This is a genomic window from Streptomyces sp. NPDC087263 (assembly GCF_044744645.1).
Classification (GTDB): domain Bacteria; phylum Actinomycetota; class Actinomycetes; order Streptomycetales; family Streptomycetaceae; genus Streptomyces.
Window position 1 is genome coordinate 291,334 of sequence record NZ_JBIUYT010000003.1, and the last position, 19,271, is coordinate 310,604.

Annotated in this window: 18 protein-coding genes and 2 pseudogenes; 10 read left to right on the forward strand and 10 right to left on the reverse strand. The window is 70.9% G+C overall.

The features are described 5' to 3' along the window. Positions 1-14 precede the first annotated feature (14 nt). From ACIPC1_RS10610 to ACIPC1_RS10620, 3 genes are read right to left on the reverse strand one after another with little or no spacing between them, the layout of a single operon-like run. A complete protein-coding gene (locus tag ACIPC1_RS10610; protein WP_402515352.1) occupies positions 15-656 on the reverse strand; it encodes a lactate utilization protein C in 642 nt (213 codons plus the stop codon). Beyond that, positions 653-2,131 carry a LutB/LldF family L-lactate oxidation iron-sulfur protein gene (locus ACIPC1_RS10615; protein WP_402515354.1) on the reverse strand — a complete coding sequence of 493 codons (1,479 nt, stop codon included), beginning with the start codon at positions 2,129-2,131 and terminating at the stop codon, positions 653-655. The genes ACIPC1_RS10610 and ACIPC1_RS10615 overlap by 4 nt, the downstream gene beginning before the upstream one ends. Continuing rightward, the gene (locus tag ACIPC1_RS10620; RefSeq protein WP_402515357.1) at positions 2,128-2,919 is read right to left on the reverse strand and encodes a (Fe-S)-binding protein; all 792 of its coding nucleotides are present in this window, start codon (positions 2,917-2,919) and stop codon (positions 2,128-2,130) included. The genes ACIPC1_RS10615 and ACIPC1_RS10620 overlap by 4 nt, the downstream gene beginning before the upstream one ends. Before the next feature lie 236 nt (positions 2,920-3,155). Here ACIPC1_RS10620 and ACIPC1_RS10625 point away from each other — a divergent pair. From ACIPC1_RS10625 to sigJ, 5 genes and pseudogenes are all read left to right on the forward strand, one after another. After that, positions 3,156-3,338, forward strand: a pseudogene (locus ACIPC1_RS10625) (substrate-binding domain-containing protein); the annotation flags it as partial. Continuing rightward, positions 3,311-4,135 (forward strand): annotated as a pseudogene (locus tag ACIPC1_RS10630) (alpha/beta fold hydrolase); the annotation flags it as partial. The pseudogenes ACIPC1_RS10625 and ACIPC1_RS10630, both read left to right, overlap by 28 nt. Positions 4,136-4,285: 150 nt before the next feature. Beyond that, positions 4,286-4,774, forward strand: coding sequence for a hypothetical protein (locus tag ACIPC1_RS10635; protein ID WP_402515360.1), 489 nt, complete (start codon positions 4,286-4,288; stop codon positions 4,772-4,774). A gap of 64 nt (positions 4,775-4,838) precedes the next feature. Further along, the gene (locus tag ACIPC1_RS10640) at positions 4,839-5,672 is read left to right on the forward strand and encodes an enoyl-CoA hydratase/isomerase family protein (protein ID WP_402515362.1); all 834 of its coding nucleotides are present in this window, start codon (positions 4,839-4,841) and stop codon (positions 5,670-5,672) included. Between the two features lie 50 nt (positions 5,673-5,722). Continuing rightward, positions 5,723-6,613, forward strand: a complete 891-nt coding sequence (gene sigJ / locus ACIPC1_RS10645; RefSeq protein ID WP_402515364.1) for an RNA polymerase sigma factor SigJ — start codon at positions 5,723-5,725, stop codon at positions 6,611-6,613. Positions 6,614-6,653: 40 nt separating this feature from the next. Here sigJ and ACIPC1_RS10650 read toward each other — a convergent pair whose 3' ends face one another. Next, positions 6,654-7,532: an SDR family oxidoreductase gene (locus ACIPC1_RS10650; protein WP_402515367.1), complete on the reverse strand. Its 879-nt coding sequence runs from the start codon at positions 7,530-7,532 to the stop codon at positions 6,654-6,656. 357 nt (positions 7,533-7,889) lie between these two features. On the opposite strand from ACIPC1_RS10650, the gene ACIPC1_RS10655 reads away from it, so the two are divergent. Further along, on the forward strand, positions 7,890-8,735 hold the full coding sequence (locus tag ACIPC1_RS10655; RefSeq protein ID WP_402515369.1) for a pentapeptide repeat-containing protein: 846 nt from the start codon (positions 7,890-7,892) through the stop codon (positions 8,733-8,735). Here the strand turns inward: ACIPC1_RS10655 and ACIPC1_RS10660 are convergent. Further along, complete coding sequence (locus ACIPC1_RS10660) at positions 8,697-10,181, reverse strand: cytochrome P450 (protein WP_402515371.1); 1,485 nt, start codon at positions 10,179-10,181, stop codon at positions 8,697-8,699. The two genes, ACIPC1_RS10655 and ACIPC1_RS10660, sit on opposite strands and share 39 nt — an antisense overlap. A gap of 108 nt (positions 10,182-10,289) precedes the next feature. Here ACIPC1_RS10660 and ACIPC1_RS10665 point away from each other — a divergent pair, with 108 nt between their 5' ends. Together ACIPC1_RS10665 and ACIPC1_RS10670 are read left to right on the forward strand one after the other, a co-directional pair. Beyond that, a complete protein-coding gene (locus ACIPC1_RS10665) occupies positions 10,290-10,898 on the forward strand; it encodes a TetR/AcrR family transcriptional regulator (protein WP_402515373.1) in 609 nt (202 codons plus the stop codon). 111 nt (positions 10,899-11,009) lie between these two features. Beyond that, the gene (locus tag ACIPC1_RS10670) at positions 11,010-11,735 is read left to right on the forward strand and encodes a DUF2470 domain-containing protein (RefSeq protein ID WP_402515375.1); all 726 of its coding nucleotides are present in this window, start codon (positions 11,010-11,012) and stop codon (positions 11,733-11,735) included. Here ACIPC1_RS10670 and ACIPC1_RS10675 read toward each other — a convergent pair. From ACIPC1_RS10675 to ACIPC1_RS10685, 3 genes are all read right to left on the reverse strand, one after another. Then, entirely contained in the window at positions 11,703-12,965 is a 1,263-nt protein-coding gene (locus ACIPC1_RS10675; RefSeq protein ID WP_402515376.1) for a lactonase family protein, read from the reverse strand. The genes ACIPC1_RS10670 and ACIPC1_RS10675 overlap by 33 nt on opposite strands. 114 nt (positions 12,966-13,079) lie before the next feature. After that, a complete protein-coding gene (locus tag ACIPC1_RS10680; protein WP_402515377.1) occupies positions 13,080-14,135 on the reverse strand; it encodes a hypothetical protein in 1,056 nt (351 codons plus the stop codon). Positions 14,136-14,212: 77 nt separating this feature from the next. Beyond that, complete coding sequence (locus ACIPC1_RS10685) at positions 14,213-15,424, reverse strand: aromatic acid exporter family protein (RefSeq protein ID WP_402516277.1); 1,212 nt, start codon at positions 15,422-15,424, stop codon at positions 14,213-14,215. A 191-nt stretch (positions 15,425-15,615) separates the two neighbouring features. Between ACIPC1_RS10685 and ACIPC1_RS10690 the strand changes: the two genes are divergently transcribed. Next, positions 15,616-16,962: an erythromycin esterase family protein gene (locus tag ACIPC1_RS10690; RefSeq protein WP_402515379.1), complete on the forward strand. Its 1,347-nt coding sequence runs from the start codon at positions 15,616-15,618 to the stop codon at positions 16,960-16,962. Here ACIPC1_RS10690 and ACIPC1_RS10695 read toward each other — a convergent pair. Next, positions 16,926-17,561 (reverse strand): CGNR zinc finger domain-containing protein, encoded by a 636-nt coding sequence (locus tag ACIPC1_RS10695; RefSeq protein ID WP_402515381.1) that lies wholly within the window; start codon positions 17,559-17,561, stop codon positions 16,926-16,928. The genes ACIPC1_RS10690 and ACIPC1_RS10695 overlap by 37 nt on opposite strands. A 131-nt stretch (positions 17,562-17,692) precedes the next feature. Between ACIPC1_RS10695 and ACIPC1_RS10700 the strand changes: the two genes are divergently transcribed. Next, positions 17,693-18,691, forward strand: a complete 999-nt coding sequence (locus ACIPC1_RS10700) for a zinc-binding alcohol dehydrogenase family protein (protein WP_402515384.1) — start codon at positions 17,693-17,695, stop codon at positions 18,689-18,691. Between the two features lie 30 nt (positions 18,692-18,721). Here the strand turns inward: ACIPC1_RS10700 and ACIPC1_RS10705 are convergent, their stop codons facing one another. After that, the gene (locus ACIPC1_RS10705; protein ID WP_402515387.1) at positions 18,722-19,216 is read right to left on the reverse strand and encodes an FBP domain-containing protein; all 495 of its coding nucleotides are present in this window, start codon (positions 19,214-19,216) and stop codon (positions 18,722-18,724) included. Positions 19,217-19,271 lie beyond the last annotated feature (55 nt).

A 19,271-nucleotide genomic window follows, 5' to 3' on the forward strand; every position in this document is an offset into this window, starting at 1 on the left:
GCTAACCGCGCCGGTCACTCTCCGCTCAGCAGCACCACCTCAAGGGTGCGCGGACCGTGCACCCCCTCCACCCGGTCGAGTTCGATGTCGCTGGTCGCGGACGGGCCGGAGATCCAGGTCAGCGGACGGGTCGGATCGAGGCGATCCATGGCTTGCGGAACCGAGGCCACGACCTGGTCGGGGACGCGTACGACGCAGATGTGGTGGTCGGGGATCAGGGTGATGCGGCGACGGCCCTGGTCGGGGGAGCCGTCAAGCACGATGGTGCCGGTCTCGGCGATGGCCACCGCACACGCCGTGACCACGCTGTCGACCTCGTCCAGCTCCCGCGGGGTGCTCTCCGCACGATCGGGAACCTGCTCGACGCCCTTCAGCCAGTGGGACGGCAGCCCCGGCGGCACCAGAACGGTCCGCGAGCCCCGCTCGGCGAGCAGTCGGGTGAGCAGCGACGGCAGGCCCTCGGTATCCGTCCGGTGCACGACGGCCCGATAGTCCGCCAGGTTCTCCGCGAGCAGATCCACCGTCTCCGCGACACTCCGGGCGCCGTGCTCACGCAGATAGCTCCGGTCAATGGCCTGCTCGTACGGCGTGTCGTCCTGTGGTACGTCCGCGATCGCGCGCCGCACCCGGCCCAGGATCAGTTCCCTGCTGCTCACTTCGCCGTGTCCTTTCCACCGTTCGTACGCTGCCACCAGTCCCGGAACGGCTCCGCGGGCACCGTTGGTAGATCACGGGTCTCGCTCCACGCCTTGCCGGGTCCCGGCAAGGTCCGAGGGTGGAAGCGGCGGGTGCGGGAGGCGAGCCGCTGGCCGGTGCGCAGGGTGCCGGGGTGGCTGAACGCCCAGCGGGCCGCGCGCATCGCCGCCCGCTCGGCGGCATGGCCCTTGGCGGGCTTGAGGACGACCTTGTTGCCCTGGCTGGTGGCCGGCCCGCCCTGGACGATCCGCTCGCGCAGATGGACGAGCACTTCCGGGATGTCGATGGCGACCGGGCACACCTCGTAACAGGCGCCGCACAGCGAGGAGGCGTACGGGAGTGAGGCGTCGATCTCGCTTGCGGTGCCCCGGAGTTGGGGGCTGAGGATGGCGCCGATCGGGCCGGGGTAGACCGAGCCGTACGCGTGGCCGCCGGCCCGCTCGTACACCGGGCAGACGTTGAGGCACGCCGAGCAGCGGATGCAGCGCAGGGCCTGGCGGCCGACCTCGTCGGCGAGCGTGTCGGTACGGCCGTTGTCGAGGAGGACCAGGTGGAAGGTCTGGGGGCCGTCCTCGTCGGTGGTGCCCGTCCAGGTGCTCGTGTACGGGTTCATGCGTTCGGCGGTCGAGGAGCGCGGCAGGGTCTGGAGGAAGACCTCCAGGTCCTGCCAGGTGGGGAGGATCTTCTCGATGCCGACGACCGAGATCAGCGTCTCGGGGAGGGTGAGGCACATCCGGCCGTTGCCCTCCGATTCCACGACCACCAGCGTGCCGGTCTCGGCGATCATGAAGTTGGCGCCGGAGACGCCGACCTTGGCGCGCAGGAACTTCTCGCGCAGATGGACGCGGGCGGCCTCGGCGAGCTCGGCGGGTGTGTCGGTCAGGCCCTCGGGGGCCGGGCGGCCCCACTCACTCATCTCGCGGACGAAGATGTCGCGGATCTCGCCGCGGTTGCGGTGGATGGCGGGGACCAGGATGTGTGAGGGGCGGTCCTTGCCCAACTGCACGATGAGTTCGGCGAGATCGGTCTCGTAGGCATGGATGCCCTCGGCTTCGAGCGCCTCGTTGAGCGCGATCTCCTGCGTGGCCATCGACTTGACCTTGACGACCTCGCTCTCGCCGGTCGCCTTCACCAGCTCCGTGACGATCCGGTTGGCCTCGTCGGCGTCGGCGGCCCAGTGCACGATGCCGCCTGCGGCCGTGACCGACTCCTCCAACTGGACGAGGTACCGGTCGAGATGGCGGAGGGTGTGGTCCTTGATCTGTTTGCCCGCCTCGCGCAGTTCCGCCCAGTCCGCCAGCTCCGCGACGGCCTTGGCGCGCTTGGTGCGGATCGTGTGGGTGGCGTGGCGCAGATTGCCCCGCAGCGTCGTGTTGTGCACGGCTTCGTGCGCGGCCTTGGGGAAGGCCGGCATACCGACGAACGTCCCGCTCATGCCTTCGACTCCGCTTCCGTGAAGGTCCCCGGGACCGTGCTCGGCTCTTCTTCCGTGCTCGCCAGGATCTCCGCGATGTGCACGGGCCGCATGCCCGTGTGCAGGCGGGACATCGTGCCGCCGAGGTGCATCAGGCAGGAGTTGTCGGCGGCGCACAGCACATCGGCGCCGGTCGACTCGGCGTTGCGCACCTTGTCGGCGCCCATCGCCGCCGAGACATCGGCGTTCTTGAGGGCGAAGGTGCCGCCGAAGCCGCAGCACTCGTCGGCGCCGGGCAGCTCGCGGAGCTCAAGTCCCTTGACTGCCTGGAGCAGTCGTTGCGGGCGGTCGCCGAGACCGAGGCTGCGCAGACCGTGACAGGTCGGGTGGTAGGTCACCGTGTGCGGGTAGTACGCGCCGACGTCGGTCACGCCGAGCACGTCCACGAGGAACTCGGTGAGCTCGTACGTCTTCGGCACGACCGGCGCGAGCGTGGCCGCGAGAGTGTCCCCGCGGCCCTCGGCGCGCGCCCGCTCGCCCATCCGCGGGTACAGCTCCCGCACCATCGCGCCGCACGAGCCGGACGGCGTCACGATCGCCTCGTACTCCCCGAAAACATCGGAGAAATGCCGGGCGAGCGGCTCGGCCTCGTGCCGGTACCCCGTGTTGTAGTGCGCCTGCCCGCAGCACGTCTGCGCCATCGGGAAGTCGACCTCGACGCCCAGCCTGGTCAGCAGTTTCACCACGGAGCGGCCCGTGTCCGGATAGAGCGTGTCGTTGACACAGGTCAGGAACAGGGCGACACGCATCGCGGCTCCTCGGGTTCGATCATCGGATGAGTGCAGCGTACGCGGCGGGCGAGCGACACGGGAGCCCCCTCTCACGGGGCCGGTCGGCAGCCGCCCCTCCGCGGCACGCCAGCCGTGCGCGCCGCCCCTGGCTCGCAGCGCCGCAACGGCAGATGTACGAGCCAGGAGTCGCCGTATCGACGCACGGTTGCCGACGAAGCCCGTGCGCGCGGGCCCGCACGAGGACGTTGCCCAGCGCCGCCGCCGCGGCCGTCCCGCTCACCTCCGTACGCCGGCCCGCCGCGACCATGGGAGCCCGCGCCGCCGAGCTTCTCCTTGAGGAGACCGGGGCGGATACCGCGCCCACGCCGCACGAACACCGGCGGGTGGTGCTCCGGCCGGAGCTGGTGGTATGCCGTTCCAGCCTGCCGGTGCGCTGAGTGACCGTTCAGTTGTGGCAACGGCCGCGCTGAGCCGCTGTTCAGTAGGATTTCTTGATCCCTGGGCTCGGCAGCTCACGGATCATGTGCTCAACTGGGACGCAGCCTGGAATCCGTACGTCTCGGGAGCTCTGTTGACCGTCAGCTACCGCCAGCCCGGTGTCGTCCTCACCGACCGACACTTCACCGTGCCTCTCGACCACGCCGAGCCGGCCGGCGAGAGCATCGAGGTGTTCGCCCGCGAGGTCGTCGCGAGCGAGAAGGCACGCCAGAACCTGCCGTGGCTGGTCTTTCTCCAGGGTGGACCCGGGTTCGGGGCGAATCGCTTTGTCGGCAAGCAGGCCTGGCTCGGCCGAGCCCTGCGGGACTTCCGGGTACTGCTCCTCGACCAGCGGGGCACCGGCAACTCCACCCCCGCCAACCGGCAGACCCTGCCCCTGCGCGGCGGCCCCCGCGAACAGGCCGACTACCTCGCGCACTTCCGCGCCGACTCCATCGTCCGCGACTGCGAGGCCATCCGCCAACGGCTCACCGGCGGTGCCCCCTGGACCGTACTGGGCCAGAGCTTCGGCGGCTTCTGCGCGGTGCACTACCTGTCCACCGCGCCCGAGGGCCTGAGCGCCGCCCTGATCACCGGCGGACTGCCGACCCTGGACGGTCACGCGGACGACGTCTACCGGGCCGCGTATCCGCGCATCGAGCGCAAAGTCGTCGCGCACTACGCGCGTTACCCGCAGGACGTAGAGCGGGCCCGCCGGATCGCGGAGTACCTCCTCCAGCACGAGCCGGTCCTGCCCGGCGGCTTCCGCCTGACCGCCGAGGCCTTCCAGTCGCTCGGCATCCTCCTCGGCGGCAGCGAGGGCAGCCACCGCCTCCACTACCTCCTGGAGCAGGCCTTCGTCCGCACCCCACAGGGCCCGGCCCTCTCCGACGCCTTCCAGGAGGAGGTGCAGGGACTGCTGTCGTACGCGGGCCACCCGCTGTACGCCCTCGTCCACGAGGCCTGCTACGCCCAGGACGACCGCCCCACCGCCTGGTCCGCCGAGCGGGTGCGCGGTGAGTTCCCGCAGTTCGACGCGGCCAAGGCCCTCGCGGACGACCGGCCGCTGCTGTTCACCGGCGAGTCCGTGCACCCCTGGACGTTCGACACCGACCCGGCGCTGCGCCCGCTGCGCGAAACCGCCGAGGAGCTGGCCGCCCGCACCGACTGGCAGCCGCTCTACGACACCGCCCGGCTCGCCGCCAACGAGGTGCCGGTCGCCGCCGCGATCTACCACGACGACATGTACGTCGACTCCGGGCACGCCCTGAGCACGGCACGCGCCATCCGAGGGCTGCGCACGTGGGTGACCGACGAGTTCGAGCATGACGGCGTACGGGCGGGCGGACCACGTGTCCTGGACCGGCTGCTGGCACTCACCCGCGACGAGGTCTGAGGTTCCGAGGCGTGGAGACTCCCCCTAGGATCTGACGAGTCGTCAGAATCCAGAGGGGGCACGGATGATCGACACCACCCGTACCGACATCCCGGAGGGCGAGGAGCGGCTGCGCCTCGACGTCGAGGACGGCATCGGCGTCCTCACCCTCTGCCGCCCGGCGAAGCTCAACGCCTGGAGCTGGGAGTCCACGCGCCAACTCGGCCTGTTCGCCGAGCGGATGCGGTTCGACGACTCGATCCGGGTGGTCCTGCTGCGGGCCGAGGGCCGGGCCTTCTGCGCGGGGATCGATGTCACCGCGCCGGGCGGGGCGATCACCGGCCGCTCCGGCGCCGAGCGTGCCCGCAACTACTACGAGGGCCTGCGCTGGGCGCACGAGCGGTTCGCCGCCTTCGCCCGGCTGCCGCAGCCGGTCGTCGCGGCGGTGCAGGGCTACTGCCTGGGCTTCGGATTCGAGCTCGCGCTGATGGCGGACATCAGGATCGCCGCAGCCGACGCGGTGTTCGCGCTTCCGGAGGCGCAGCTCGGGGTCGCGGTGGATGCGGGCGGTGATCTGCGGATCGCGCGCGAGGCGGGCGCCGGCTGGGCGAAGTTCCTCGCGCTGACCGGACGGCGGCTGGACGCGGTCACGGCGGAACGGCTGCACCTGGTCCAACTTGTTGCCGGGCGGGATGAGTTGGACGCTTCCGCCCGTGGCGTCGCCACCGAGATCGCGGCGAACGGCCCCCTCGCCGTGCAGGGGATCAAGCGTGACATCGACGCCTACGCGGACGCCGGTCTCGCAGCCGCCCTCGACCGCACCGCCATGTCGGCCGCGCTCACTCTGACCTCCGAGGACTCGCGCGAGGGCTACGCGGCCAAGGGTGCTCGCCGCGTACCGTGTTTCGAAGGTAGGTGACCGCTCGTTCTGATCGATTCCGATCGGCATGTCGGAGGTACGGGGACTGAATGAACGACAAGGACCTGCTCGCGGACCGATTCGAGGAGAACCGTGGCCGCTTGAGGGCCGTGGCCTACCGGATGCTCGGCTCGCTGAGCGAAGCGGACGACGCCGTCCAGGAGGCCTGGCTGAAGCTCAGCCGCACCGATGCCGACGAGGTCAGAAACCTCGCGGCCTGGCTGACGACGGTCGTCGGCCGGGTATGCCTGGACATGCTGCGCTCACGTGCTTCGCGCCGTGAGGACCCCATGGACGCCTTCCATGTCCCCGACCCGGTCATCAGCCCCCTGGACCGGATCGACCCCGAACAGGAAGTGCTGCTGTCCGACTCGGTGGGCCTCGCCCTCCTCGTGGTCCTGGAGACGCTGGAGCCCGCCGAGCGGCTCGCGTTCGTGCTGCACGACATGTTCGCGGTGCCTTTCGACGACATCGCTGCCGTGGTGGGCCGCACCCCGGCGGCGGCCCGCCAACTCGCCAGCCGTGCGCGCCGACGAGTGCAGGCCGCGCCGGCTCCCGACCCCGACATCGGCCGTCAGCGCAAGGCGGTCGAGGCCTTCCTCGCGGCCTCGCGCGACGGGGACTTCGAAGCGCTCGTCGCCGTTCTCCATCCGGACGTCGTGCTCCGTGCCGACTCCGGCGCCCCGGTCGGCGGCGCGGTCGCGTCCAGGCTGCTGCGTGGCGCGGCGGATGTGGCCCAACAGGCGCTCTTCTTCCGGCAGTTCTCGATGTCCTCCCGGCTCGTGCTCGTCAACGGCACGGTGGGCGTGGTCGCGACCCTCGACGGCCGGCCGATGTCCGTCATGGGGGTCACCGTCGTCGAGGGGAGGATCGTGGCACTGCACATCCTGGCCGACCCCGAGCGGCTCGCGCGGCTCGACCTCGCCGGGATCGGGGACTGAGCGACGGCTTCGGCACGCGTCCAGTACGCCGTCGGGAGGGTCAGCCGGTGAACGGGCCCCGCCCCAGTTGTTCCCTCACCGGCACCACCGGCGGGCTGACGATTCCCCTGCGTTGCCAGTTCGCGCCGTCCACCACCAGGGTGTGACCGGTGATGAAACGGGCGTAGGGGGAGGCCAGGAAGGTGGCGGCCCAGCCGAGTTCGCGTGGGGCACCCACCCGCAGGGCGGGCTGACGCAGGTCGTGTCCGTCGGCCCGGTCCAGGGTGCCGCGAATATCGGCGGTCATGTCCTCGTGCGGCATCAGCCCGGGCACCAGCCCGTTGATCTGGATGCCGTACGGCCCCCACTCCACGGCCAGCGTCTCCACCAGGTTGCGTACGCCCGCCTTGGCCGCCGCGCTGTGTGCGAAGCCGGGGCCGCCCGTCCAGGCGTACGACGCGCCGACGTTGATGATCGAGCCGGGTGTGCCCGCGGCCAGATGACGCCTGCCGAACTCACGGGTCATCAGAAACGTGCCGGTGAGCGTGATGTCGAGGACCGTACGCCAGGCGTTCGGGGACATCTCCTCCGCGGGTACGGGGAAGTTGGCGGCGGCGTTGTTCACCAGCACGTCAGGGAGGCCGCAGGCGTCGAAGACCGCGGTGATGCGCTCCGGGTCCCGTATGTCACACACGGCCGTGGTCACCCGCGTGCCCGCGGCCGCCAACTCCTTTCGCGCGGACCGCAGATGCTCTTCATTGCGGCTGGCGATCACCAGGTCCGCGCCGAGCCGGGCGAACTCCGTCGCGATCGCCTTGCCGAGTCCGGTGCCGCCGCCGGTGACCAGGACCAGCGAGCCGTCGAACGTCCCGGGCGGCAGTGCGGTCGCGCCCTGCGGGGGAGGGGCGGGCAGCCCGCGTGGGGCTGGTGTCTTGTCCATGGCTGCCTCGATACCCGGTGCGTCTTCAAATCTCCAGACGCGGGGCGGGGAGGGGCGGGGCGCGGTGGTGCAGAGGGAGATGTTTTCGCCCCCTCCGGCCCTACCCGTCCCTTGTCCCCGGGGCTCGGCCCCAGAGCCCGCCAGGGGCCCCGGCCCCTGGACCCCCGCTCCTCGGACACCGGAGGGGCTGAATCATTTCCCGGCCGGGGCTGAGATCTTCCAGCCCGTCCGGCGTTCGAGGACGAGTGCGTTCCGCGCGACAGCGGGGGTCTGGGGGCGGCAGCACCCAGGAAGCAAGGGACGGGTAGGGGCGGAGGGGCGAAAAACGCATAGCCCCAGTTCAGTAGGCTGGGCGCCATGCAAGAGGACAGCGCAACTGCGCGTGACCGGCGCCTCGACCTGGAGGCGGACTGCGGCCAGTGCTTCGGGCTGTGCTGCGTCGCCCTGCCCTTCACCCGGTCGGCCGACTTCGCGATCGACAAGGACGCGGGGAAGCCATGTCCGAACCTGCGGACCGACTCACGGTGCGGCATCCACACGGAGCTGCGGCAGAAGGGCTTCACGGGCTGCACGGTGTACGACTGCTTCGGCGCCGGCCAGAAGGTCTCGCAGATCACCTTCGGCGGCCAGGACTGGCGCGCGGGGACCGGCGAACGAGCGCGACAGATGTTCGACGTCTTCCCGGTCGTGCGCCAACTCCACGAACTACTCCGGTATCTCGAGGAGGCCCTCACGCTTCCCGCCGCCCAACCCCTCCACGCCGACCTCCGCCACGCGCTCGACGACACCGAGCGCCTCACGCGCAGGACCCCGGAGGAACTGGGTGAGCTGGATGTGGGCGCGCACCGGCAGCAGGTCAACGTACTGCTGCTGCGGACCAGCGAACTCATGCGCGCCGGAGTCGGCCGGGGGAAGAAGAAGGACCGCCGGGGCGCCGACCTGGTGGGCGCCCGGCTCAAGGGAGCCGACCTGCGGGGTGCCGACCTGCGCGGCGCCTACCTCATCGCCGCCGACCTGACGGGCGCCGACCTGCGAGGCGCTGACCTGATCGGCGCAGATCTGCGGGACACCGACCTCACGGACGCTGATCTGACCGGCGCCTTCTTCCTGACCCAGCCGCAGCTGAACGCGGCCCGGGGCAGCGCAGGGACGAAGCTGCCGGGGTCACTCACCCGGCCGGGCCACTGGAGCGCCCAGCACTGAGTCAGGTGCGGGAGTGCGACCTTCGAGGTGCAGTCGCAGACCTTCCGGCATCAGCGTCAGCCGTTCGGCCACACGGAGCCGGTAGCCGGGGTCCGGCCGCAACTCGTAGCGGCGCAGCAGCAGCCCCAGCACCAGCGTCGCCTCGTGCAGCGCGAACTGCCTCCCGATGCAGGCCCGCGCCCCGGTCCCGAACGGCTTGAAGGTGTGCGCGGGCCGGGCCCGTACCGCCTTGGCGTCGAAACGCTCCGGGTCGAACTCCTCGGCGTCCACGCCCCAGACGTCCGGATCCCGGTGCAGCATCGCCGTCAGGACCAGCGCCCACGCTCCCTGCCGCATCGGATGGACGCCGCCGAGGACCGTGCCACGGCGGGCCTCGCGCGCGAAGGCGGGCGCAGTGGGCCAGAGCCGTAGCGACTCGTCGAGAACGCGGCGTACGTACCTGAGCCTGGCGACCTGGTCGTAGCCGGGCCGGGCCGTGTCGCCCCACACGCGGTCGACCTCGGCGCGGGCGCGGGCGGCGACGTCCGGGTGCCGGGAGAGGTAGTGCAGGGCGAAGGAGAGGGCGCCCGAGGTCGTCTCATGGCCCGCGACCAGGAAGGTGATGACCTGGCGGCGGATGTTCTCCGGCGCCAGCCGTTCGCCGGTCTCGGGGTGTGCGGTCTCCAGCATGCGGTCGAGCAGGTCCCCTTCTCCGCTTGAGGACTGACGGTCCGTCACCACGGCGTCGACCGTGCGGTTGAGATACGCGATGTCGGCCGCGTTGCGACGTGAGGGGCCGCGGAGCAGCAGCGGGGCCAGGGGAGCGGGGACGGAGTTGAGGCGCTGGGCGTAGGTCAGTGTGCCCACCATCGCCTTCACGAAGGGATGTGGCCGCGAGCGTTCGAAGGAGCCGAAGTCGTGGCCGAATCCGGTCCGCGCGATCGTCTCCAGGGTCAGTTTCGTCATGTCACCGGGCACGTCGACCGCGTTCCCCACCGCACGCTCCCGGTCCCAGCGGTCCATCAGCCGCTCGGTCACCGCGAGCATCATCGGGTGGTAGCCCTCCATGGCCTCGCGGCTGAATCCCGGAGCCAGGACGTCGTGCGCGAGCTGCCAGTTCGGCTCGTGGTTGTACGCCGTGAACAGGCCGTCCCCGGCGACCGGCCGGAGGTTGGCGACGCCGAGGCCCACATGCTTGCTGAACCGCGACTCGTCGGCCAGCTCCGCCGCGAGGTCCGCGCCCCAGACGAACACGATCTCCTTGCCGAAGCCCCTGCGCCGGAAGATCGGCCCGAGCCGCCGCCCGAGCCGCAGCGAATCCTGAATGGGCGTACGGACGTTGGCGCCGATCGCGTCGCCGATCAGCGGAACCCGGCGCGGCGGATGCGGAATGCGGTGCAGCTCCGGCCAGCCCAGCTCGGCACTGCGGAACCCCTTGGGCAACGTGGCCGCCGTCGTCTCCGCCATGACGCCATCTCCCTTGTCCCTACGGCAGATTGAGCCTGTTGTATGCCAGTTCAATAGCGGATTTCAGTGTGATCCCGTTGTTGAACCGACGTCAAGTAAAGTGCGGGCATGTCCGGGAACCAGGGGGAGCGGGTACGCCGCCGCCTCAGCACCGAAGAACGCCGGGAGCAGCTTCTCTCGGTCGGGGCATGCCTGTTCTCGGAGAGTCCGTACGACGAGGTGTGGATCGAGCAGCTCGCCGAGATCGCCGGAGTCTCCCGCGGGCTGCTCTACCACTACTTCCCGACCAAGCGGGACTTCTTCGCGGCCGTCGTCGAGCGCGAGAGCAAGCGGATGCTGCGGATGACGGCGGCGGTTCCCGGCATTCCGGTGCGCGAACAACTCGGCGCGGGCCTCGACATCTTCCTCGGCTATGTCGAGCAGCACGCGCACGGTTTCCGCGCCTTCCACCGCGCCGACGCGGCCGGCGACCAGGCCGTCCGGCAGGTGTATCGGGAGGCGCTGGCCGCGCAGGAGCGGCAGATCCTGGCGGCGCTCGCCGCGGACCCGGAGATCGGCCGGACGCCCGAGGGGGAGCCTGAGCTGCGGATCGCCGTTCGCGGGTGGCTGGCCTTCACCACGGCCGTGTGCCTGGAGTGGCTGCGGGGCTCGGAGTTGAGCCGGGAACAGGTGCGCGATCTGTGCGCACGGGCGCTGCTGGGTGCGATCGCTCGCTGAGGCCGGGTTCGGTCGCCGCTCGTCAAAAGCGTTCTCAAAGGATGGCGCGTGTGGTTGGCGTACACCCGGATCTTCGATAGCTTAGGCAAGCCTTACCTAAGGAGGAGTCTGATGGGTGACCGTCACACCTGGACGGCCGCGCCTGCCGCGGCGGAGCGGGCGCGCTCGGTGCTCGCCGCGGCGTGGTCATGCGCGGTGACCGCGGAGGGCGGCCGGGAGGAGTTCGTCGGCGCGCACTCCGTGGCCGCGGACGGCAGGATCCTCCTGCACGTGCCGGACGACAGCGTGCTGCTCACGGCCGCGATCTGCGCACCCCGCGGCGAGCCGTCCGCGGTGCTGGAGTTCGCCGACGTCGCACCCGTTCCCGTACGGAACCGGATCCGCGCCCGGCTGTGGCTCGCCGGCTGGTTCGCTCCCGAGGACGGGCATCTCGCGTTCCGTGCGACGCGCGCGGTGCTGCGGCAGCCCTCCGGGACAGTCGTGGTCGACCTCGACGAGCTGGCCGACGCCGAGCCGGACCCCCTCGCCACGGCGGAGTCCGCGCTGCTCACCCATCTCGCCGAGGCCCACCCGGACGCGGTCGACCGGCTGACCCGGCTCGTCGAACCGGACAGTCTGCACGGCGCGGTGCGCGTCCAGCCTCTCGCCGTCGACCGCCACGGACTCACGCTGCGGATCGAGCGGATGCGCGGCAACGGCGACGTACGCCTGCCTTTCCACAAGCCCGCCGACACGGTCGCGCAGCTCACCGAGCGGATGCACGTCCTGCTCAACCAGGCCAGCGCCGCGTCCTGCCCCCGTGCGCTACAACGGCAGCGCACAGACGGCGACGGGTGAGGCGAACGGCTCACCCGCGAGCCGGAGTTCACCGCTCTCGTCGTCGACGTGGAAGACGCTGACGGTACTCGACCTCTGGTTCGCCGCGAACAGCAGCTTCTCGTTCGGTGAGAAGGCGATGTGGCGCGGGAAGTCGCCGCCGACCGGCACGGTGTCCAGCAGCTTCAGGCGGGCACCGTCCGCCTCGATCGCGTACCGCGTGAGGCTGTTGTGGCCCCGGTTGGCGAGATAGGCGTACGACCCGCGCGAGGTCACCAGGATCTGCGCCGGATAACTCGTGCCCGCACCCGTTCCGGTGGGCTGCGGGTCACCCGGTGTGAGCCGCCCGGTCGCCGGGTCGTAGGCGCAGACCACGACCGTGTTGTCGACCTCGTTGGCGAGATAGGCGAAGCGGCCGCCGGGGTGGAAGGTGAGATGGCGCGGTCCCGCACCCGGGCGCGTATGTGCCTGGGAGATCTCGGTGAGCGTGCCCTTCGACTCGTCCAGACGGTAGGTGTAGACGGTGTCGGTGCCCAGGTCGACGGCGAGCACATGACCGCCGTCGGGGCTGGTGATGAACTGGTGGGCGTGCGGCCCCTGTTGACCCGGACCGGGCGCGGGGCTTGAGTGCGTGACGAGGTCGGTACGCTCACCGAGCGCCCCAGAGGCGCCGATCGGGTGCACGGCCACACTCCCCGACCCGTAGTTCGCGCTCAGCAGCCAGCGCCCGCTCGGATGCACGGACAGATGACAGGGGCTCGCGCCCCCGGTGGCGCGTGTGCCGAGAACGTCGTTCTGGGCGAGGCGTACGGCCGTCACTCTGCCCGCCTCCCGCTCGTCGACGGCGTACAGCGTGCGGCCGTCCGGGTGGGCTGCGAGATACGAGGGGTCGCCGACGCCGGTGATGACGCCGCCCTTGCCGGTGATATGGCCCGTCACGGAGTCGTACGTGGCCAGGCCGATGCCCTTTCCGCCGCCCTCGACCGAGGTGTACGTCCCGAGAAACAGCGGGCGGGATCCCGAGTCACCGGTGGACGGCGCGGACGAGCCGGCCGTCGGTGCGGTCGCCCCCGCCGCGGGGCCGGCCGTCGGCGGAACCGTCCTGGGATCGGCCGGCGAGGGATCCGAGCCGAGGGTGGCGCCCGCCGCGACCGTCGTCACCGAGCCGACCCCGGCCAGCGCGCCGACGAAACGGCGCCTGGTCCAGCCGCCACGGCCCGAGTCGCGTGGCCGGTCCGCCTCACTGCTCATGCCTGCACCTCGGGTGTCGTTTGCCTCACCTGTCACAGCCACCTTGGCGTGCGGCACCCGAGAAGTGCAAGAAGGGCAATGAGTGTTGCGGACCGCGCAACGGGATCTTGGTGGTTACCAGTCACCGTCCTCGACCGGCTTGCCCGGCGCGTCCCCGAGCGGCTTCACCTGGCCGGGCGAGGGCTGCTGCCAGGGCTCGTGGTCGTCGCCCAGCCAGTCGCCGACCGGCTGCACCGAGCCGAGCGTGTCCGTGGGGGAGAGGTCCGTGGCGTCCTGGTCGTAGTAGTCGAACCAGGGGAGCCCCGCCCTGGTGTAGGCCGCGCGGTCCACGGGGGACGGCGGGGGCACCTCGCCCGTGATGCGGCGCCACTCCGGAGGCGTCACCAGATGGACGAACACCCGCCCTGCGGGCTCCTCGGCCCAGGCCTCGAGCGGCCGGTCGTCCGCGTAGACCTCCTGACGCATCGAGCCGCCGACCCCGAGCCCCATCGCCGGAGCGCTCCTCGCCGGCCCGCCCGGCGCGCGGGCGGGACCCGGTGCGGCGCCCGCGGGAGGTGCGGCCATCGGGAACGCGGCGCCGTAGCCCCCGCCGAACGCCGTCATCTCCCTGCGCGCCGCGGTCCTGCGCCGCTCCGCCTCGCGCCAGGCGCGCAGTTCCTCCTCGCGCAGCGGGAACGACTGCAGTTGTACGCCGCCCCACACCTCCTCGCCGGTGACCTGGCCCTCGACGGTGGCGCCCAGGCCAAGGGGCACCGCCACGAACTGACGGACCGTGCCCTTGCCGGAGTTGATCCCGTCGAGCCACGGCTGACGGGGCAGCACCACATAGTTCTGCGGATCCCGGCCGAGCCGGGAACTCCACGGCTTGCCCGAGACCGCGCACACCTTGCCCACGCCGACCTGTAGAGCGGCCGGCTCCGCCGTACCCCCGAAACTCAGCCACATCGCCTCGCGCAGATACACCGGCAGCATCACCCCGCCGCGCGCCCGCCATTCGGCGGGCACCGTGTCCGCGTAGTCCTCGACACGACGTATCGGGAACTCGCCGAGTCCCGGGGGCAGCGCGTGGGTGCCCTTCTCGGGCAGGCGCAGGGTCCGGATGAACCGCACCCGCACCTCGCCCGGCAGGCGCAGCGTGTTCCCGTCGATCCGCACGGTGCTGTCGGTCATCCGTCCGCTCCCCTCGTCGTTGTGAGGCACGCCTGTGAAGCGTCCTCGCGGCTGCTTCACCTGGATGTGCGGCTTCCTCACCTAGAACGACGGGAAGCGGTGCGCCGGTTCCTGCGCAGCACCCGCGGGACGCGCAGATAGGGGCGCAGTCGCGTGAGCCGTGGCCAGCGCTCGCGGTCCTCGCGTGCGCAGCGGTCGAGCTCCTCCAGGAGCCGTCGGGACCGGTACTCCGTGTCGAGCTCGGCGATGATGCGGTTGACCTCGGTGAGCACCGCGCCCTGCAACTGCCACTGGCTGGCGTCGCGCTGGATCTCCTCGAGGAACAGCTGGGCGAGCTTGTCGCGGGTGGCGGCGGCCGTGGTGATCTCCGCGGCGAGCCGCTTCTCCGCCGACTCGGCGCTGCGGGAGACATCGGTGGTCACCAGGACGGCGAAACTGACGATGGCGTTGGCGACCTCGGACAGCAGCTGCTCAAGCGCGGCCCCGGCCTGCGGCTCGAACAGCGGCTCCGGCTCGCGCTCCTTGGCCAGGTCGGTGAGGCTGCGCGCGAGCACCCGCAGGACCACGGTGCAGATCTCCAGCGTGTCGAGACCGGTGCGCAGCACGACCCGGTGCAGCAGGCCCTCACGTACGCGCGGATTGAGCTTCAGGCTGTCCTCGGCCTGCCGCAGCGCCGCGTCCACCTCGACGATGTCGTGGTCCAGGCGGCGTGCCTCGTGCAGCCGCTCGGCCGCCAGCGAGGCCGGGGTACGGCCCGCGACCTCCTCGCCGATCCGCAGCATCAACTGCCGCATCCGGCGCGCCAGATCCTCGATGGACTCACCGGCCACGCCCACCCACACCGGTGGCGCCAGTACGAGGTTGCAGGCGAGCCCCACGACCGCCCCGATCAGCGTTTCCAGCACCCGGGCCCAGGCCGTGTCACCCACCCTGGTGACACCCAGGATCAGCATGGCGCTGATCGCCACCTCGGGAACGAACTCGCTGACCCGTACGAGATGACCCACCGCCAGCGAGGTGATGATCAGCAGGGCCAGACTCCACCAGGTCAGCCCGACCAGGCTGCTGAAAGCGATGGCGATGATGACGCCGGCGACCACGGAGTTCACCCGCCGGATGCCGGTGGTGATCGTGGCGTACAGCGTGACCTGCACGACGAGCAGGGCCGTCAGGGGAGCGGTGAGCGGTGCGGGCTCGGGGCTGAGGTGCAGGGCGATGACGTACGCGATCGTCGCGGCCGCCGCCGATCTGAGCGCCTGGACGACCACAGGCTCTCGTCGTCGCTTCACGAGTTGGGCGACGGATGTCGCCCACTCACCACGGTCCCCACTACGTTGCTGTCGCACCCTTGGGCCTTTCCCGTTCCATAGGTGCATCGAACGTGTGGGGAAAACCGCATCTTCACCGACGAGTTTCCCCCCGGCTCTCTGCGGGGGCCCGTCGGATGGTTCGAACGGGTCCGGCACGGGAGCCTCGGAGCATGAAAAAGCACCGGTCTGGAACCGTTCTGGCCCTCCTCGTCTGCCTCGGCGCACCCTTGCTCGGCGCGCCCCCGGCATCCGCCGCCGAAGCGGTCGACCACAAGGTCGTCGACGCTCTCGAACGCGACGCCTACTCGCTGCGGACCGTGGAGCCGGGCGGCGACACCACTGATCTGCGCGCCCTCGACCGGATGATCGGCCACGCGCGCGTGGTGGGCGTCGGCGAGGCCACCCACAGCTCGCACGACTTCTTCGCCCTCAAGGACCGTGTCTTCCGCCACCTAGTGGAGGAGAAGGGGTTCCGCACCTTCGCCCTGGAGGGCTCCTGGAGCACCGGCCTGCGCCTCAACGACTACGTCCTGTACGGCAAGGGCGATCCGCGGCGCATCATGAGCGAGGAGTTCCAGAGCGACTACTCGTGGTGGAACAACACGGAGTACCTGGAACTCGTCTCGTGGATGCGCGCGTACAACATCCAACACCCGCACGATCCCGTGCAGTTCATGGGCGACGACTTCGGCTGGGCCGGACCTGAGCTCTACGACAAGGTCACGGACTATGTGGCCCGCGCACACCCCGAGCTTCTCGCGCGCTTCACCGAGCTCTACCGAGGGCTGCGCCCCACCGTGGCGACGGGGACGTACATGGATCAGTACTTCACCAAGCCGCTCGCCGAGCGGAAGGACATGGCGGCCAGGACCGGTGAGGCGCTGAAACTGCTGCGGCAACAGCCTTCCGGCTCGGGCGAGGCGGCGAAGGAGGCGTACGACTGGGCGGTCCAGCACGCGAACGCCATCGACCAGACGGCCCGCGGCTACTCCTTCGACATGGAGGACCCGGCACAGGGCGCGGCCGCGATGCGCTATCGCGACTCGGTGATGGCGGAGGACGTCGCCTGGTGGGAGCGGCACACGGGCACGAAGGTCCTGCTCTCCGCGCACAACGCGCATGTCGGCTACGAGTCGTTCGCCCCGGCCGACTACCCCAGGATGCAGGGCGCGTTCCTGCGCGACAGCCTCGGCTCCGACTATGTGAGCGTCGGCCTCACCTTCGACCAGGGCTCGTTCAACGCCACAGGTCCCGACGGCAAGGTCCAGCGCTTCACCCTGGGTCCGGCGAGTCCCGGCACGAACGAGTACACCCTGGACCGCGTGCGGTACCGCGACTACGTGGTCGACCTGCGGACGACCGGATCACCGGCCAGGGCCTGGCTGAACAGGGCCCGGCCGACCCGGAGCATCGGCACCGACTACCCGGACGGCCCGTACGACGTCGCGCTCGCCCCGAGCCACGACATCCTGATCCATCTTCACCGAGTGGAGGCGGCCCGGCTGCGGGATCGGTAACCGGCCACCTTCGCGAGGTTGCCGCAGCGGTCCATGGAGCACCAGCGGCGCCGACGGGCCTGGGAGTCGTCCAGGAACAGCAGGGAGCAGGTGGGGTTCTCGCACTCCTTGACCCTGGCTGGCAGGGGGCCGCCGGTCAGGAGGACGGCATCCCGGGCCACGGTCGCGAGGGCCGCGGCTCCGGGATGGCCGGCCTTCCAGTACAGGTGCGGCGCGGAGCCGTCGTCCGGCGCGGCGAGCTGGGGGGCGAGGTCCGGGAGGGCCGCCGCTTCGTTCACCCGCGTGATGTCGTCCGGGTCCGGAGGATTCCCGTCCATCGAGGTGCGTACGAGGCGGTAGACGGCCTCGCGCAGTGTGCGGGCGTAGGACAGGTCCCCGGTGGTGACGTGCACCGGAGCGTCGTCCGCCCCCGCGTACAGGCCCGCCTCGCCGATCCAGCGGGCCAGGGCGGCCGGGTCGGGGAGCCGTTCGAGGGGGGTGTCGCCGTGCCGTTTGCCGAGCGTGGCCACGAAGTTCAGGCAGGGGCGCCCGCCGATGAGGGGGAACGCCGGCGCCGGGTCGGCGGCATCGGGCGGCGGAGGAGCAGGTACGCGAGGCATGACCCGAGTCTATCGCTTGACACTGGTTCATGGGGTGTCGCATGGTGACACCAGTTCAACCGGTGTCACCGCTCCCCGCTCTGGCAAGTCGCGGTGCTCCGGTGTGTCCTCCCGAGAGAGCAGGTGCAGGAATGCGTGCGATACGGATCGACGAGTTCGGCGGGCCCGAGGTGCTGGTACCCGTGGAGGCGCCCGACCCGGTCGCCGGGCCCGGCCAGGTGCTGGTCCGGGTGGTCGCGGCGGGCGTGAACCGGGTGGACGCCCTTGTCCGCGCCGGGTTGTACCACCGGGCGGGCCGCCCGCCGCTGATCCCGGGCGTGGAGGCGGCCGGAACCGTCGCCGCGGTGGGGGAGGGGGTGACCGGAATCGGAGTCGGGCAGCGGGTGATGGCCCTGGACGGTGTGGACGCACCCGGTTTCTACGCCGAGTTGGCCGTCGTACCGGCCGAGCGGGTGACCGTCCTGCCGGACGGCGTGGGTCTGACGGAGGCGGCGACGCTGCCCGTCGCATGGCTCTCCGCCTGGTACAGCCTGCGCCGGCTGGCCCTGGTGACCAAGGACGACACCGTGGTGGTGAAGGCCGCCGCGAGCGGTGTCGGCAGCGCGGCCGTACAGATCGCGGCGGAGACCGGTGCGCGCGTCATCGCGATCGCCGGTTCACCGCAGAAGACGGCCTGGGCGGCCGCGTTCGGCGCCGATTCCGTCATCGACACCTCCGCGCACCCCGAAGACGCGGAGGTCGAGGAGGTGCTGCGGCTGACGGAGGGGCGGGGGGCGGACGTCGTCCTCGACACCGTCGGTGGCCGCGCCTTCGGGCGGAGCCTGCGCGAGATCGCGCACGGCGGGCGGGTCGTCGCCCTCGCCAACGTCGCCCTGGAGCCGAGCACCGTCGACACCCGCGACTTCTACCCGAAGAACGCCTCCATCCTCGGCTTCCAGCTCACCAACCTGCAGATCCACGGCTACGACCCCCGCGCGGACCTGCGGGAACTGGCCGAGAAGGTCGCAGCGGGCACCTACCGCGTACCCGTCGAGACGGTCTTCCCGCTGGAGCAGGCGCGTGCGGCCCACGAGCGGCTGGAGCAGCGCGACAACCGGGGCAAGATCGTGATCGCCGTGGCGGAGGGCTGATCGCCGGGGAGGTGAGCCGCACGGCCGCTGTCAGGCGTACAGCCTCTCCAGGAACGCCGACAGGTTGTCCGCCGTCCGGGCGATCTGCTGCTCCACCGTGAGGCTCTCCTCGAAGCGACTGCCGGATTCGAGGGACTTCTTGCCGCGCAGGTACAGGGAACAGGCGAGGTCGGCGCACATATAGATGCCGACCGAGTTGCCCTCGCGACCGGCCGCGCCCGTCTTGCGGGCCGTCATCAGTGACACGCCATTGCCCGGATGCGTCGTCAGACATAGCGAGCACATGCTGCGGTGCAGGAAGCCGCGTTGGGAGGAGGGGAAGCGCAGGGTGACTCCGACGAGGTCGCCGGCCCGATCGGTGACCAGATAACTGCGGTCGGGCGCCCCTGGGTCCCGCCAACCGAGGAAGTCCAGGTCGTCCCAGGGGCGTTCGCCGAGATCGCGCGGTATCGAGAGACGCTTGGCCTCGCCCTTGGAGCAGTTGATGAACGAGTTGCGGATGTCCTGCTCGGTGAGTGATCTCATGGGGGAGTGCTCCTGGGTTCGGACGTGACTAAACCTAGGGGTACTAGGTTTTTGG